Consider the following 13,697-nt stretch of genomic DNA (forward strand, 5'->3'; position numbering starts at 1 on the left):
GCTTCGACGTGCGGCTGCGCAATGTTCGCTCATCTACGCCTCCGCACGGTTCCCCACCGCCTTGCCCTCGCGGGCGGTTACCACGCCACGGAGCAACGTCGTCGTCACTCGGGCCGGGAACGTCATCGCCTCGAACGGTGTGTTGTTCGAGATACTGGCGAGCTCGGTGGCTCGCACCGTCCAGGTCGCGTCCGGGTCGACCAGCGTGAGGTTCGCCGGTTCGCCGACCTCGATGGGCCTGCCGTGGTCGTCGAGTCCGACGATTTCGGCGGGACGCTCACTCATCACGCGCGCGACGCCGCGCCAGTCGAGCAGGCCCGGTTCGACCATGGTCTGCACGATGATCGACAGCGCGGTCTCCAGGCCGAGCATGCCGGGACGCGCGGCGGCGAACTCGCAGCACTTGTCCTGTTCGGCGTGCGGGGCGTGGTCGGTGGCGACGCAGTCGAGGATGCCCTCGGCCAGTGCGCGGCGCAGCGCCGCTGCGTCGGAGGCCTCGCGCAGCGGCGGGTTCACCTTGTTGACCGCATCGTAGGTTTCCAGCCGCGAATCGTCGAGCAGCAGATGGTGTGGCGTGACCTCGGCGGTGATCGAAATACCTTGCGCCTTGGCCCACTTGACCAGTTCCACGGTGCCCGCGGTGGAGGCGTGACAGATGTGCACGCGCGCACCGGCATCACGGGCGAGCAGCGCATCCCGGGCGACGATCGACTCCTCGGCGGCGCGCGGCCAGCCGGCAAGGCCGAGCCTGGCCGCGGTCGGCCCCTCGTGCGCGACCGCCCCCTGGGTGAGGCGTGGCTCCTCGGCATGCTGCGCGATCAGGACCCCGAGGGAGTTCGAGTATTCGAGCGCACGGCGCATCAGCAGCGGGTCGTACACGCAGTGACCGTCGTCGGAGAACATACGCACCGCGCCGACGCCTGCGGCCATGGTGCCCATTTCCGCGAGCTGCTTGCCCGCCAACCCGACCGTGACCGCACCCACCGGGAACACATCGACCAGCCCGACCTCCTGGCCGCGCCGCCACACGTGGTCGGTGACGACCACCGAGTCGGCGACCGGATTGGTGTTGGCCATCGCGAACACCGCGGTGTAACCGCCGAGCGCCGCGGCGGCGGAACCGGACTCGATGGTCTCGGTGTCCTCGCGCCCCGGTTCACGAAGGTGGGTGTGCAGGTCGACGAAGCCGGGCAGCAGGACCTGGCCCGTCGCCGAGATCACCTCGGTGTCGGCAGCGGTGTCGAGGTCGGCACCGATCGCGGCGATCACACCGTCGCGGACGAGCACGTCGACCGGCTCCCCCTCGCCGTACGGTCGAACACCTTGCAGCAGCAACTCGCTCACGCCACCGCCTCCTGAGTGCCGACCAGCAGCCGGAACAGCACCGCCATCCGCATATGCACTCCGTTCGTCACCTGTTGCAAGATCGCGGACTTCGGTGAGTCCGCAACGGGCGAGGCGATTTCCATGCCGCGCAGCATCGGGCCCGGATGCAGGACCACCGCGTGCTCCTCCAGCAGCGCCATCCGGCGCTCCGAAAGCCCGTAGTTGACCGAGTACTCGCGGGCCGAGGGGAAGAAGCCGCCGTTCATGCGCTCCGCCTGCACCCGCAGCATCAATACCGCGTCGGCGCCGGGCAATTCGGCGTCCAGGCTGGGCGAGATCCGCGCGGGCCAGCTTTCCGCACCGACGGGCAGCAGCGTGCGCGGAGCGACGAGCACGACTTCGGCGCCGAGAGTGGCCAGCAGGAAGACATTCGAGCGGGCGACCCTGCTGTGCAGGATATCGCCGACGATCACCACGCGCTTGCCCTCGATATCACCGAGACGCTGCCGCAGCGTCAACGCGTCGAGCAGTGCCTGAGTCGGGTGCTGGTGGGTGCCGTCACCCGCGTTGATGATCGCCGGACCCGAGCCGCGACCCGACTGCACCGCCCAGGCATCCATCCACCGTGCGATCTGGTGCGCGGCACCGGAAGCGGGATGGCGAACGATGAGGGCGTCGGCGCCCGCCGCGTGTAGCGTCAGCGCGGTGTCGCGCAACGACTCGCCCTTGGAGACCGAGGAGCTGCTCGCGCTGACGTTGATCACATCGGCGCTCATCCACTTGCCCGCCACCTCGAACGACACCCGGGTCCGGGTGGAGTTCTCGTAGAACACCGTCATCACGGTCCGGCCGCGCAGCGTCGGTAGCTTGTGCACCTCACGCCCGAGCAGCGCCTGCTCGAAACGTTCGGCCTCGTCCAGCAGCTCCGTCGCGGTGACGCGATCCAAATCCGTCACCGTCAGCAGATGTCTCACGACGCCACCTCGCTGACGCTCGGCTCCGCCGTGGCTCGCTCGCTCACGCTTCCGCCTCCTGATGCAGATACACGCCGTCGCGGCCGTCGTGTTCGGTGAAAAGTACGGAGATGTCCTCGCTGCGCGAGGTGGGCACGTTCTTGCCGACGAAGTCGGCGCGGATCGGCAGTTCGCGGTGGCCGCGGTCGATGAGCACCGCCAGCTGCACGCTGCGCGGCCTGCCGAGGTCGCGCAGTCCGTCGAGCGCGGAGCGCACGGTGCGGCCGGAGAAAAGCACGTCGTCGACGAGGACCACCAGAGCGTCCTCGATGCCGCCTTCGGGCACGGAGGTGCGTTCCAATGGCCGGTGCGGGCGACTGCGCAGATCGTCGCGATAGAGGGTGATGTCGAGCGAGCCGAGCGCCGGGCGCACACCGGAGAATTCCTCGATCTTCTCGGTGAGCCGGGCGGCGAGCGTGGTGCCGCGGGTGGGGATTCCGATCAACACGACGCGCGGTGCGTCGGGATCGCCCGAATCCAGTGCGGTCTTCTCGATGATCTGATGCGCGATACGCGCAACGGTCCGGCCGACATCCGACGGCGACAACAGTTCGCGTCCCGCCTCCACCCATTCGGGTGTGTGTCGCTGCGATGCCTCGCCAGCGCCGGACTTGGCGGCCCGATCTTCGGGCACGGCCATGCCGACCTCCTTCCCCGCCTCACCGGACGGTCCGTTAAAGGATGTCTTACGGCAAGCAGCCTAGCAGCGCCCCGAGCACCGCTTTCACCAGGCATATCGGGCTGTGAGCCGGGCCACGACGCCGCTGTGAGCCCGGCCACGAAGCAGCCGGAGGCGAACGTCCGGCGTCTCGACATTTTCGGGAACCTGCTAGCACATACGTTCGATTCAACGTAGATTCGAATCCATGTCGACACCATTCCAGGGTTCGCTGCTCGACGGGTTCGATGACGTGCGCCTCGAGGCGCTGCAGCGAATGCGACGGACACCGCTGAGCAGCGGCGCGTGGGTGGATGTGCTGCCCGGCTGGCTGCGCGGTGCGGACACATTGTTCGAGCGCCTTGTCGGCGAAGTGCCGTGGCAGGCCGAGCGGCGGCTGATGTACGACCAGGTCGTGGATGTGCCACGACTGCTCTACTTCTACGAGGAAGACCAACCGCTACCGGATCCCATACTCGACGACGCGCGCGCTGCGTTGAGCACGCACTACCAGCGCGAACTCGGCGAGCCTTTCCGGACCGCAGGACTCTGCTACTACCGCGACGGCCGCGACAGTGTCGCCTGGCACGGCGACACCTCCGGCCGCGGCGCCACCCACGACACGATGGTCGCGATCGTCTCGGTCGGCGCACCGCGCGCATTACTCCTGCGGCAGCGCGGTGGCGGCGCCAGTCTGCGCTACACGGTGGGCCACGGCGACCTGCTCGTCATGGGCGGCTCCTGTCAACGCACCTGGGAGCATGCGATACCGAAGACCCGCAAGCCGGCCGGACCGCGGATCAGCATTCAGTTCCGCCCCCGCAACGTACGCTGACCCGACACCGGACGATAGTGGCGGCCGAGCAATTTCGATGACCATGCCGCAATGAGCGGGCAATGGAGTCGAGGGGCGATCCGCCGACCGCCACGGGCGCAACACAGCATCCATCCTGTCGTTCACCCACCATGGAATGCACGAGCCTCCGCACCGCAAACAACCTGGGCGCATTGCCATTCCGCATGCCACCAGAGCTGCGATCCAGGCGACTGTCCCGGGCAGTTGACCTCAACCAGGGTTCAGGTACGAAGCTGATTCCCATGGATACAGCAACGTTTCAGCCGCCGGTCGTCGAGGACGCCACCGTCGACCACACCGCGGACATCGCGGCGATCGAGCAGATCATCGCCGACACCCAGACTGCGTACAACACGAATGATGCCGAGTTGATGACTTCGCATTTCACCGCCAACGCGGTCGCGGGGAACGCCGTCGGCATGCTGATCGCAGGCACCGAGGCGCTGCTGGACGCGAATCGCCAAGGGCTGGCCGGGTTCCTGAAGGACGAGCATGTCCGCTACGACGTCACCGACATCGTATTCCTGCGTGCGGATGTCGCGATCGCACACAAGGTCGCGCGCGCGACGACCGCGCAGGGTGAGCTCATGGACACCGACCCCGCGATGGTCGCGCTGTACGTGCTGGTGAAGCAGGAAGGCCGGTGGTGGACCGCGGCCAGGCAGAACACCCCGGTTCCGCAGGCGGGATAGCGCAGGGCGGTCCCACCAGCGGAATACCGTCGCGGAACGCGAGGTTCGATCATCTCGGCTGTCGAATATCGAGGAAGTGGTGCCACTCCCGCGCAGCCACGTTGGCGTGGTTGCTGCGCAGATCACCTGTGGTGCTGCCCATTCCTGGCACCACTTCGCTGGACCATCTGGCAGTGAACCTCACCGCCGCCGAGGTGCAGTTGTCCGAAGAGCAGTTCGAACGACTGTCCGCGGTTTCGCCCGCCTGACGGCCGAGCACTCGCGTTCAGTGCGGTTGCGTCGACGCAGGCTCGCGTTCTCCCAGCACCCATGTTCGGCACCGCACTTTCGTCCGGCGCAGCGCCCGTGTTCGGCTCTGCTCCTGCGTAGGGCACGAGACAGCGCCTGCGCTCGACACTCGCGCGCAGACAACGCTCTCGCATGGAACAGCTGACGGCACCGTCGCGGTCGTCGGTGGTACGCGCCGATCTCATGGAGTTCAGTGAGGATCGGGCCCTCGACGCACCGGACTCACCCGTAGTGCCGTGGTGGCCACTGCCGCAAAAGATCCCGCTCGCGGGACAGGAACTCGGCAAATGTCGTGGCCGGTCGGTGGGTGAGATCGTGGACGGCCGAGGTGGTCTCGGCGAGAGATCCGTCCGCGACGTCGGCATACAGCGTTGCCACGTCGGCGGCGAACTGAGCGGGCAGTCCCTGGGCTACGAGGTTGTCCGCGAAATCCGATAGGGGCTGGTCGATGTAGGACACCGTCCGGCCGAGCGCCTCGGACAGCCGGGCGGCGATCTCGGCGTGGGTGAGGGCTTCTGGACCGGTCAGGACGAACCGCCGTCCATTGCCCAGGTCGCTGCTCAGCAGGACGGCGGCGCAGGCGGCGATGTCGGCGCAGTCGATGTAGGACACGCGGCCCTGTCCGTAGGCACCGAGGAGATCGCCGCCGCTGGTGAATGCGCCTGTGCCGGTGAGGAAGTTCTGCATGAACCCGCTCGGCTGCAGGATCGACCAGTCCAGACCCGACGCATCGAGCCGCGCCTCGATCTCGGCGTGCGCACCCTCGGCCAGCAGACCACCGGGCCGGGCACCCCAGACCGAGACCTTCACAATGCGCCGTACCCCCGCACGTACCGCCGCATCGATCACAGTGGTCTGCTGGGCGACCATCGGCTGCGACCCCGGGGTCGGTTGCGCCCCTGGTGAACAGAGAAACACCCGATCGACGCCGGACAGCGCGGCCGCGATCGAGTCCGGATCGCCGAAATCGCCCACCACCAGGTCGCAGTCCAGTTCTCGCGCGCGGTCCGGGTCGCGCACGAACGCCCGGAACGGTTTGTCCTGCTGTCGCAACAGGCGCACCAGATGGCGGCCGATCGAGCCGGTAGCACCCGTGACCAGGATCATCATCTACTCCTTCTAAAATCGAGGCACCTTCGAAATATATCTCGAGGGTCCCTCGACTTAAAAGGGTTGTGATGGAGGAAACAGCATCCCGGGTCCGCCGTCCGCGCGCGGATGCCCGCCGCAATCGAGAGCGGCTGCTCGCCGCCGCCGACGAGGTCTTCGGCGCGGGCGGTGCCGACGCGCCGCTGGAGCATGTGGCGCGGCGGGCCGGTGTGGGTGTCGGCACGCTGTACGGACACTTCCCGACTCGCCGGGCGCTGATCGCCGCGCTACTGGCCGAGCGCAACGAGGACCTATTCGAGCGCGGTGATCGGTTGCTCGACGGACCGGTCACGGCGGACATCGTGGCCGAGTGGGTACGCGCGGTGGTCCAACACGCCGCCACGTATCAGGGCCTGGCCGCGGTGCTAGCGGAGAGCCTGAACGACGACGGTAGCGAACTGCACGCATCCTGCCTGCGGATGAACGGCATCGGAGAGGAACTCGTCGATCGCGCCGGCCGGTCTGCGGCTCTCGGGCCCGATGCCACCGCCGCCGATGTGTTCACACTCATCAACGCGGCGGCCTGGACACGTGAGTATGCCGGCCCCGATCAGGCAGAACGCTTGATCGCCCTGGTACTCAACGGGTTACGCGCATCGAACCACTCAACATAGGCGTGTGTTCACGGTCTGCCGGTGCGGCAAACAGCATGTCGAGGTGAGTGCCGGACCACGCACGTATCCGCACCAACGGTGCCCCGGCCGGTGTCAGCGAGTAGTCCACCTGCCACACCGCCTCCGGCGGTCCCGACCCGGACGAAGCGGGCGAAACCACCGGACTCGGCCACCCTGTGCACGCGCGCACCGCGATCGACCGGCTCATCGCCCGCCGTGACATCGACCTGCGAGAGAAGACACCGTGGCGGATGCTGTACGAAACCTGCGCGCCCACGGCGTAGCACACGTGTGCGAGCCAACGGTCATACAGCACAGCGCCGCAACGGATTTCATCGTTGCGGCGCCGTCTGCGGATGCGCCCGGGTCAGTCGACCACCGAGGGCTCGTCGATCGCAGGGAAGCGGCGGCGGCGAACTGTTGCGGCACGCGCCCAGATGGCGCGGTCCAGATCGCCCGCTTCCCCGCCCCCTCGCGCGAGTACCTCGGCGCGCGCCTGGCTTGCGATGTTCACCTTCCGCCGATACTGACGGAAGATCTGGACCTCACCGTTGTAATCAGCTTCGTCCAGGTAGGTGTAATCCATCCCGTCCTGGGCGTAGGTGCCCAGCGTCGCGAGATCGGTTGCCCAGCTGCGCAATTGACCGGGTTCGCCGAACAGGGTGATGAGGCCGCCGATACGATCGACCCAGGCCGATCCGGTCCGCCGGTCATGGTGGCGCCAGATCCGCTCGCCGGGGCCTTGTGATCTCCATTCCCGCAGTTCATCCACCGCCTGCTGCAAGCCGAAGGTCTGCCAGCGCACGGTGCCCTCGGAGCGCTGCCGGAACGGCAGCTGCCGGCGCAGTGCGACGGCGGCGGCGCGCGTGAATACGGTCAGGTCCGAGGGCACCACAACGATCGGATCCGCGGGTGCGGCGTCGAACGGGTTCGGGTCCAGGTGTTCGGGATCGATCACCACCACGGTGCCCGGCCGCCGCTGATAGGCGAGACCCCACAGCAGTCGGGCAAGCACCCGCGAACCGCGCCAGTCCGACAGCACATGCCACGTGTCGTGAAAACGATTGGTGGAGAAGCGGAAATCGCTGCCGGGACGCAGACTGATCACCGTATAGACCCGACTGTCGAGCACCATGGTGCGCCGGTGCAATTTCATCATTTCATCGGTGGCCGAACCTCGTCGCGGCCGTTTGTCGTGCGCGGCCACGGTCACCTCCAGTTCCTGCCTCGCGTGCCTACCAGGACACCACGAGCCGCGGGCACCGGCAACGGATTTTCCGGCGGGGCATGCTCCGGCAACGCAGGCAGAGTGGCACAGAGCACAGCGCCGACGAGGGCCGCGCCGATAGATTGACCCTATGAGCAATCCCGGGGCGGGGGTTTTGGCCGTAATGCCGCTGCATACGATCAGCGACGTCTACGGCGAATCCGGACTGCGCGAGCGACTACTACTGGAGATCGCAGGACTACCCGAGGCCGAGCGGCTCACCGCCGCCCTCGACCTGGCCGACGATCTGCACCGCGACGATCGCTACGGCCGGGAACCGTATCTCAATCATTTACTGCGCGTGGCGATTCGGATCATCAGCCACTACGAGGTCCGCGACGCCGATCTGGTGGCCGCGGGCCTGCTGCACGACGCGGTCGAGGATCACGCGACCGAGCTTGCCGGCGACCGCCCCGGCCCGGCGACCAGCGCCGCGCTCACCGAACTGTCCGAACGGTTCGGCGCCCGGGTGGCCGATATCGTTGCCGCCGTGACGAATCCGGAGCCCGATCCGTCGATCGATCGGCACGTCCAGTACCGCGCGCACGTCGCAGCCGAGCTCGATCGCGCGCCGTGGGCCCGGGTCGTGAAGCTGTCCGACTTCACCGATAACGGCGTGGGCATCCTGTACGCCGACGGCCCTCATATGCAGAAGCTCGCCACCAAATACCGCCCGCTGACCGATGTCTACCGCGACCTGGTCACCCGCGCGGACACCCCGCTCGCCGCGCACGTCAAGCGCCATATTCTCGACCAGCTCGACCGCGCCGACGAACGCTTCGACGCGATCCTCGCGCACGACCGACCCGAGATCCGACCCGGCGAGCAGGCGCGGTTCGGACCCGAAACGTAACCGCTGAAGTCGTCCTCGACGCCGGTCGCGCCGACGTTCACGGCGTCCGAAGCACCGCCTCTACCAGTTCCCGAACCGCACCCAGCAGCCGATCCGTCTCACCCGCGCGGGCCATCTGCGGCACCAGCGCCCCACCCAGCGACCCGAACAGCAGCCTGCCGACCACCTCGGCGTCCAGGTCCGGGCGTGCCTCGCGCAGCAGTGCGGTGATGTGCGCATCCCAGAAGTTGTGGATTTCGGCGGCTTGCGGATGTGGCGGGCCCTGGATGTAGGCGACCGTCACCTCGATGTTGTCGGTCATCAATCGCACGAACGCATCGAAGAAGGCCACCAACCTGCCCCCGGCGGGAGCACCGGGCCCGAGCGGTGGCGGACCGGTGCGGACGGCATCCATCAGCGCGAAGGTGCTCTCGGCGATCATCTCGTGCAGCAGGCCGGCGCGGTTGCCGAAGCGATGGAAAATCGTGCCTTTGCCCACGCCCGCGGCCGCCGCGACCCGATCCATGGTCAGGGCATCAGCGCCGTGTTCGGCGAGCAGCGCGGCGGTCGCTTCGAGGATCGCCCGCCGGTTACGCGCCGCATCCGCTCGCTCCTTGGGACGTTCGTCGGCCATTCCACCTCCTTCATTGACAAGTTGACCGGCGGTCCATATTGTTTGGGCAACATCTGGACCGGCAGTCAAGTTATGGAGTTATCGATGAAGGCAATCGTAATGACGGGCATCGGCGGACCCGAAGTACTGGTCGCCCGAGAGGTTCCCGCGCCGCAGCCGGGGACGGGCGAACTGGTGATCCGTGCCGAGGCGATTCCCGTCCTGTTCCCCGAGACCATGCTGCGCTCGGGGCAGTTCCCGATGCCCGTCGAAACACCGCTGGTGTTCGGCTTCCAGGCGGCAGGCGTGGTGGTCGAGGTCGGGCCCGGCGTCGATGTCGAGCTGATCGGACAGCGAGTCGCCGTAGAGACCATGGGCTTCGGGGCATACGCCGAACTGGTGTGCGCGCCGGCGGGTTCCGCGGTCCGGATTCCGGACGGCGTTTCGGCGGTCGAGGCGGCATCGGTGCTGATGAGTGGATCGGTGGCGCTCCCACTGCTGGAGACCGCGGCCCTCACCGGCACCGAGACGGTGCTGATCGAGGCGGCGGCAACCGGCATCGGGAGTGCGCTCACGCAACTCGCCAAGGAATACGGCGCGGCGCGCATCATCGCGACCGCGGGTGGTCCCGAAAAGGCCGCAAGGGCGCGGAAACTCGGCGCGGACGAGGTGCTCGATCACAACAACCCGCAGTGGCCGACCCAACTGCGCGAAGTACTCGGCGACGCCACCGTCGACGTCGTCTTCGATTCGATCGGTGGCGCGACCGCCGTCGAGGTGCTGGCTGCCATGACACCCCTGCGCGGACGAATGCTCAGCTACGGCTGGCTGTCCGGCGCACCGGCACAGGTCGGCGTCGCCAACCTGCTCACCAGCGGCCTGACCCTCATCGGCTGCGCGGGCCCGGCGTGGCTGGCCCGGGTCGCCGAGGCCCGCACCGCGACGCTGGAGCGTGCGGCCGCCGGGAATCTCGATGCATTGGTGGACGCCATCCTTCCGCTGAGCGAAGCGAGCCGGGCCCACCGGCTCGTCGACGATCGCTCCCCGATCGGCAAAATCATCCTGCGCCCCGAGTCGATCGAGGCGTGAGCCCGTGGTTGGCCGTCGCCCGGCGGCGGCCGACCACGAAACACCGCGGACAGCACCGACCGGCGCTCGGACCGATCGGCGAATATCGTGGGAGCGGTGCAGACATCTGTGGCGCCGCATGTCGTCGCGACCAACGAGCTGACCGCACGATGGTGCGCCGCGGCAGGCGCAGCCGACTTCGTCGTGTCCGGCGCCGGTGTGTGGCCGCTGTTGGCACTGCTCGCCGCCGCCGCGGAGGGGGCCGCGCGATCCGAACTGGAAACGGCAATCAGGGTGTCTGCCGAGGTGGCGACCACCGCGGCATTGGATCTATTGCACACACTGGCCGACGCCGAGGACGTGTCCGCCGCGCTCGGCCTCTGGGTTCGTGATGACCTACCGCTGCACGAGAATTGGACGCGCCGACTGCCTGCGGGCACCATCGACCGACTCGGCGAACAACAAGTCCTCGACGAATGGGCTCGGCGGCACACCGGCGGACTCATCGAGAAGTTCCCGCTACGTATCGAGCGCGACACCGTGCTCGTCCTCGCCACGGCCCTCGCGGCGAAGACCACCTGGGAAGCGCCGTTCACCGCAACCGAGCTGGCGCCCGAAACCGGCCCGTGGCAAGGGCGGCGCGGACCCGGCCTCCACCGGGTCACCAACCGCCTCACCGATGCCGCGATCCTCGAAGGATCACAACCGGTCACCCGGGTAATCGTGACCGGGACCGCCGATGTGGATGTGCACCTGCTGCTCGGCGCGGCGACCCCCGGCGACGTTATTGCGACCGGTCTGGGCGCGGTGACCGGTGCGGTGCCGATCCGCACCGACCTCCCTGCCGGGACCACCGGACCCGGTCTTGCGGTACGCACCCACACCGGTCGGTCGCGGCGCGATTTGCTCGAAGTTCGCCTGCCGCCCTTCGAGATCCGATCGACGCACAACCTTCGCGCACAGCCGGAGTTGTTCGGCCTGACAGCGGCGACCGACAGCACACACGGCCACTTCCCCGATATCTCCCCCGACCCGCTGTATGTAGCCCAGGGCGCACAGGAAGTACTCGCGCGTTTCACCCGAACCGGGTTCGAGGCCGCGGCCATCACGGCCATCACCATGGCGCGGGCCGCGGCTCTGCTGCCGGAACGCCTCGTCACCACCATCTCCGTCGCCTTCGACCATCCCTTCGGCTTCATCGCGGTGCATCGCCCGACGGGGCTCGCCGTCGTCGCAGGCTGGGTTGCCGATCCGCCGACCGAGCCGATCGGCTGACCGATCCTCCCCACAACCTGCCGAAGTGCCTCGGCAGGCGATCGAACTGGGCGACAGTGGGAATCCCGGGTGGTCCGGCGGCTGCCACGCCGATGATGATCAGCTCGCGGCCGACTCGAAAGCCGGCTAACGCGTGGGTGTTTCGGGATGGATCGACCGCTGCCCAGGGTCGGTCAGCGACCTGTTGGGCGGTGCGCCGCACCCGAGCGCACAGGGCGCACGGATGGTCGGGTCAGACCGTCTCTCGACGCAGCACGAAGAAATATGATTCGGTCATGCCGCGCAGATCCATCACGCCGAGCAGGGTGCGTTCGTCGACCCGCCGGAAGTGATCGATGATCGGCAGGTGGTCATAGATCATGCCCGCGCTCAGCACACCGCGATACTCGATATCGCGCAAACGTGCTGCGGGCGTACGGGTTCGAAGCACCGAACCGATCACCCGCAACGACTTACGCGCCATCCGCACGCCTGCGAGCGGCACCCGGCCTGCGAGGCCGAGCGGGACCCGGCGGGGATCGACGGGGAACACGGTTCCGGTCTCATCCGCGAACAGCAGCGGGTGGACAGCGTCGGCGGTGTCGAACTGCTTGCCATACCAGCCCGAGGCGACGAGCACGCCGGCGAACGGATGCTGGGTGTCCAGCTCCTCGCCGCGCCAACGTCCGGTCGTGATCTCCGTGGTCGGCACACCGGGGAGGCGGTCGAAGAGCTCCCACGCCTGCTGTGGCGTGCACCCGCCGTCCTGCAGCGCCGCCAACTCGGCGGTCCCCGGCGCTGCGCTCCTCGTCTCGGCCATTTCGGTCTCCTCGCCTGCGGCAACATTGCAAGAAGGAGACTATCAATCTCTCAGGTCGCTCAGTATTTCGCCATCAGGTAGGAGCCCGCGATAATCATGGCGCACGCAGCGATTCGTTGGACATTGATGCGACGGCGCGGGAACCCCATCACGCCGAAGTGGTCCATCGCGGTCGCGAGAAACATCTGACCGCCGATGATCAAGGCGTTGAAGGTGCCGATTCCGACGCTGGAGGCAACGGTGATCATCGCGAAGATCGCCGCACCGCCGGTCAGACCGCCGAACGGCGCCCATTTGGGCATGGCCGCGAGATCGGCTCGGGTCGGCAACTGCCGATTCGACGAAACCAGCAGCGCGACAACAAGAATGATCCCGACGCCGGTGAGGGCCACCGCATAGGAAACTACCCCGCACAGCCACACATTCTTCAGCGCCAACTTCAGCGTGTTCTGACAGCCTGCCTCGATGGACCGCAATGCGCCGCCGATCAGCAGGAATACGAAGACCAGGGCAAATGCCGAGCGCGGCAGCGCGGTGCGAGTCTCGACCTCGGGTTCGGTGGCAGTAGTCATCGGACAATCCCTTCAGCAGCCGCGGTGGCGAGCGGGGTGGTTTCTTGTTTCGCCGAGTCGCTGGCCATCAGATAGACCGCCACCGTGATCAATACGGCGCCGACCACACGGGGTGCGGTCAACTCCCTGGTGGCGAACCCCATGAGCCCAAGGTCGTCCATCACCAGCGCGACCAGCATTTCGCTCACGATGACGACCGCGTTGAACGTTGCCACGCCGACATATTTGGCGACGGTGATCATGCCGACCACCGCGACACCGCCGATCAGGCCGCCGAACGGCGCCCACCACGGCATGTTTCGCACGTCGTCGAGGGACGGCCACGCCGAAGGCGCGACCACCCTCGACACCGCCAGGAAGATCAAGAATCCGGCCAGCGCAACGGCATACGAGAACACCGCGCACAACCAGACGTTCTGCACATAGATCTTCTGCGTGTTCTGACACCCGACCTCGATGGACCGCAGCCCACCGGATACCAGGATGAAAAGAAATACGAGCCCAAGGCTAATGGCGACCATGACGAGACACGTCCTTTGGTTCGGGAGGAGCAAACGCCATCACGAACCCAGCGATGATCGGCGCGACCGGCCTCCACAGGAGGACCGCATGTCCGTTTGCTATCGACACCACCAATCGTGACCCACATAACGTACCGTTGGTTAGTGGCACCGT

At 67.3% G+C, this 13,697-nt stretch carries 15 protein-coding genes and 1 pseudogene; 7 read left to right on the forward strand and 9 right to left on the reverse strand.

Annotated features, from left to right (window positions below):
* Window positions 1-33: 33 nt before the first annotated feature.
* From OHQ90_RS29685 to pyrR, 3 genes are read right to left on the reverse strand one after another with little or no spacing between them, the layout of a single operon-like run.
* Window positions 34-1,344 carry a dihydroorotase gene (locus OHQ90_RS29685; protein WP_328403079.1) on the reverse strand — a complete coding sequence of 437 codons (1,311 nt, stop codon included), beginning with the start codon at window positions 1,342-1,344 and terminating at the stop codon, window positions 34-36.
* Complete coding sequence (locus tag OHQ90_RS29690; protein WP_328403081.1) at window positions 1,341-2,300, reverse strand: aspartate carbamoyltransferase catalytic subunit; 960 nt, start codon at window positions 2,298-2,300, stop codon at window positions 1,341-1,343. Before OHQ90_RS29690 ends, OHQ90_RS29685 begins: the two co-directional genes overlap by 4 nt.
* A gap of 43 nt (window positions 2,301-2,343) precedes the next feature.
* Complete coding sequence (gene pyrR / locus OHQ90_RS29695; RefSeq protein ID WP_328403083.1) at window positions 2,344-2,979, reverse strand: bifunctional pyr operon transcriptional regulator/uracil phosphoribosyltransferase PyrR; 636 nt, start codon at window positions 2,977-2,979, stop codon at window positions 2,344-2,346.
* Between the two features lie 226 nt (window positions 2,980-3,205).
* On the opposite strand from pyrR, the gene OHQ90_RS29700 reads away from it, so the two are divergent.
* The 3 genes and pseudogenes from OHQ90_RS29700 to OHQ90_RS29710 form a co-directional block, all read left to right on the forward strand.
* Window positions 3,206-3,832 (forward strand): alpha-ketoglutarate-dependent dioxygenase AlkB, encoded by a 627-nt coding sequence (locus OHQ90_RS29700; protein ID WP_442941207.1) that lies wholly within the window; start codon window positions 3,206-3,208, stop codon window positions 3,830-3,832.
* A gap of 263 nt (window positions 3,833-4,095) precedes the next feature.
* The gene (locus tag OHQ90_RS29705) at window positions 4,096-4,545 is read left to right on the forward strand and encodes an SgcJ/EcaC family oxidoreductase (protein WP_328403085.1); all 450 of its coding nucleotides are present in this window, start codon (window positions 4,096-4,098) and stop codon (window positions 4,543-4,545) included.
* Between the two features lie 101 nt (window positions 4,546-4,646).
* A pseudogene (locus tag OHQ90_RS29710) lies at window positions 4,647-4,793 on the forward strand (aldo/keto reductase); the annotation flags it as partial.
* A gap of 262 nt (window positions 4,794-5,055) precedes the next feature.
* Here OHQ90_RS29710 and OHQ90_RS29715 read toward each other — a convergent pair.
* Window positions 5,056-5,943 carry an SDR family oxidoreductase gene (locus OHQ90_RS29715; RefSeq protein ID WP_328403087.1) on the reverse strand — a complete coding sequence of 296 codons (888 nt, stop codon included), beginning with the start codon at window positions 5,941-5,943 and terminating at the stop codon, window positions 5,056-5,058.
* 68 nt (window positions 5,944-6,011) lie between these two features.
* On the opposite strand from OHQ90_RS29715, the gene OHQ90_RS29720 reads away from it, so the two are divergent.
* Window positions 6,012-6,596: a TetR/AcrR family transcriptional regulator gene (locus OHQ90_RS29720; RefSeq protein ID WP_328403089.1), complete on the forward strand. Its 585-nt coding sequence runs from the start codon at window positions 6,012-6,014 to the stop codon at window positions 6,594-6,596.
* Window positions 6,597-6,963: 367 nt separating this feature from the next.
* On the opposite strand, the gene OHQ90_RS29725 is transcribed toward OHQ90_RS29720, so the two are convergent.
* Entirely contained in the window at window positions 6,964-7,803 is an 840-nt protein-coding gene (locus OHQ90_RS29725; protein WP_442941505.1) for a hypothetical protein, read from the reverse strand.
* Window positions 7,804-7,954: 151 nt separating this feature from the next.
* Here OHQ90_RS29725 and OHQ90_RS29730 point away from each other — a divergent pair, with 151 nt between their 5' ends.
* Window positions 7,955-8,716, forward strand: coding sequence for an HD domain-containing protein (locus tag OHQ90_RS29730; RefSeq protein ID WP_328403093.1), 762 nt, complete (start codon window positions 7,955-7,957; stop codon window positions 8,714-8,716).
* A gap of 37 nt (window positions 8,717-8,753) precedes the next feature.
* Here the strand turns inward: OHQ90_RS29730 and OHQ90_RS29735 are convergent, their stop codons facing one another.
* Entirely contained in the window at window positions 8,754-9,329 is a 576-nt protein-coding gene (locus tag OHQ90_RS29735; RefSeq protein WP_328403095.1) for a TetR/AcrR family transcriptional regulator, read from the reverse strand.
* Between the two features lie 84 nt (window positions 9,330-9,413).
* On the opposite strand from OHQ90_RS29735, the gene OHQ90_RS29740 reads away from it, so the two are divergent.
* The gene (locus tag OHQ90_RS29740) at window positions 9,414-10,397 is read left to right on the forward strand and encodes a quinone oxidoreductase family protein (protein ID WP_328403097.1); all 984 of its coding nucleotides are present in this window, start codon (window positions 9,414-9,416) and stop codon (window positions 10,395-10,397) included.
* A gap of 96 nt (window positions 10,398-10,493) precedes the next feature.
* A complete protein-coding gene (locus tag OHQ90_RS29745; RefSeq protein WP_328403099.1) occupies window positions 10,494-11,651 on the forward strand; it encodes a serpin family protein in 1,158 nt (385 codons plus the stop codon).
* Between the two features lie 232 nt (window positions 11,652-11,883).
* Here OHQ90_RS29745 and OHQ90_RS29750 read toward each other — a convergent pair whose 3' ends face one another.
* From OHQ90_RS29750 to OHQ90_RS29760, 3 genes are read right to left on the reverse strand one after another with little or no spacing between them, the layout of a single operon-like run.
* On the reverse strand, window positions 11,884-12,450 hold the full coding sequence (locus OHQ90_RS29750; protein WP_328403101.1) for a DUF4334 domain-containing protein: 567 nt from the start codon (window positions 12,448-12,450) through the stop codon (window positions 11,884-11,886).
* A 59-nt stretch (window positions 12,451-12,509) separates the two neighbouring features.
* Entirely contained in the window at window positions 12,510-13,022 is a 513-nt protein-coding gene (locus OHQ90_RS29755; RefSeq protein ID WP_328403103.1) for a DMT family transporter, read from the reverse strand.
* Window positions 13,019-13,543, reverse strand: coding sequence for a DMT family transporter (locus OHQ90_RS29760; protein WP_328403105.1), 525 nt, complete (start codon window positions 13,541-13,543; stop codon window positions 13,019-13,021). Before OHQ90_RS29760 ends, OHQ90_RS29755 begins: the two co-directional genes overlap by 4 nt.
* Window positions 13,544-13,697 lie beyond the last annotated feature (154 nt).

The sequence above is a fragment of the Nocardia sp. NBC_00403 genome, from assembly GCF_036046055.1.
Classification (GTDB): domain Bacteria; phylum Actinomycetota; class Actinomycetes; order Mycobacteriales; family Mycobacteriaceae; genus Nocardia.

What these genes read in the sequence shown, in the direction of transcription:
- pyrR (WP_328403083.1), bottom strand. Translation starts at nt 2,979, where the DNA reads ATGGCCGTGCCCGAAGATCGGGCCGCCAAGTCCGGCGCTGGCGAGGCA.
- OHQ90_RS29700 (WP_442941207.1), top strand. Translation starts at nt 3,206, where the DNA reads ATGTCGACACCATTCCAGGGTTCGCTGCTCGACGGGTTCGATGACGTG.
- OHQ90_RS29705 (WP_328403085.1), top strand. Translation starts at nt 4,096, where the DNA reads ATGGATACAGCAACGTTTCAGCCGCCGGTCGTCGAGGACGCCACCGTC.
- OHQ90_RS29715 (WP_328403087.1), bottom strand. Translation starts at nt 5,943, where the DNA reads ATGATGATCCTGGTCACGGGTGCTACCGGCTCGATCGGCCGCCATCTG.
- OHQ90_RS29720 (WP_328403089.1), top strand. Translation starts at nt 6,012, where the DNA reads ATGGAGGAAACAGCATCCCGGGTCCGCCGTCCGCGCGCGGATGCCCGC.
- OHQ90_RS29730 (WP_328403093.1), top strand. Translation starts at nt 7,955, where the DNA reads ATGAGCAATCCCGGGGCGGGGGTTTTGGCCGTAATGCCGCTGCATACG.
- OHQ90_RS29735 (WP_328403095.1), bottom strand. Translation starts at nt 9,329, where the DNA reads ATGGCCGACGAACGTCCCAAGGAGCGAGCGGATGCGGCGCGTAACCGG.
- OHQ90_RS29740 (WP_328403097.1), top strand. Translation starts at nt 9,414, where the DNA reads ATGAAGGCAATCGTAATGACGGGCATCGGCGGACCCGAAGTACTGGTC.
- OHQ90_RS29750 (WP_328403101.1), bottom strand. Translation starts at nt 12,450, where the DNA reads ATGGCCGAGACGAGGAGCGCAGCGCCGGGGACCGCCGAGTTGGCGGCG.
- OHQ90_RS29755 (WP_328403103.1), bottom strand. Translation starts at nt 13,022, where the DNA reads ATGACTACTGCCACCGAACCCGAGGTCGAGACTCGCACCGCGCTGCCG.
- OHQ90_RS29760 (WP_328403105.1), bottom strand. Translation starts at nt 13,543, where the DNA reads ATGGTCGCCATTAGCCTTGGGCTCGTATTTCTTTTCATCCTGGTATCC.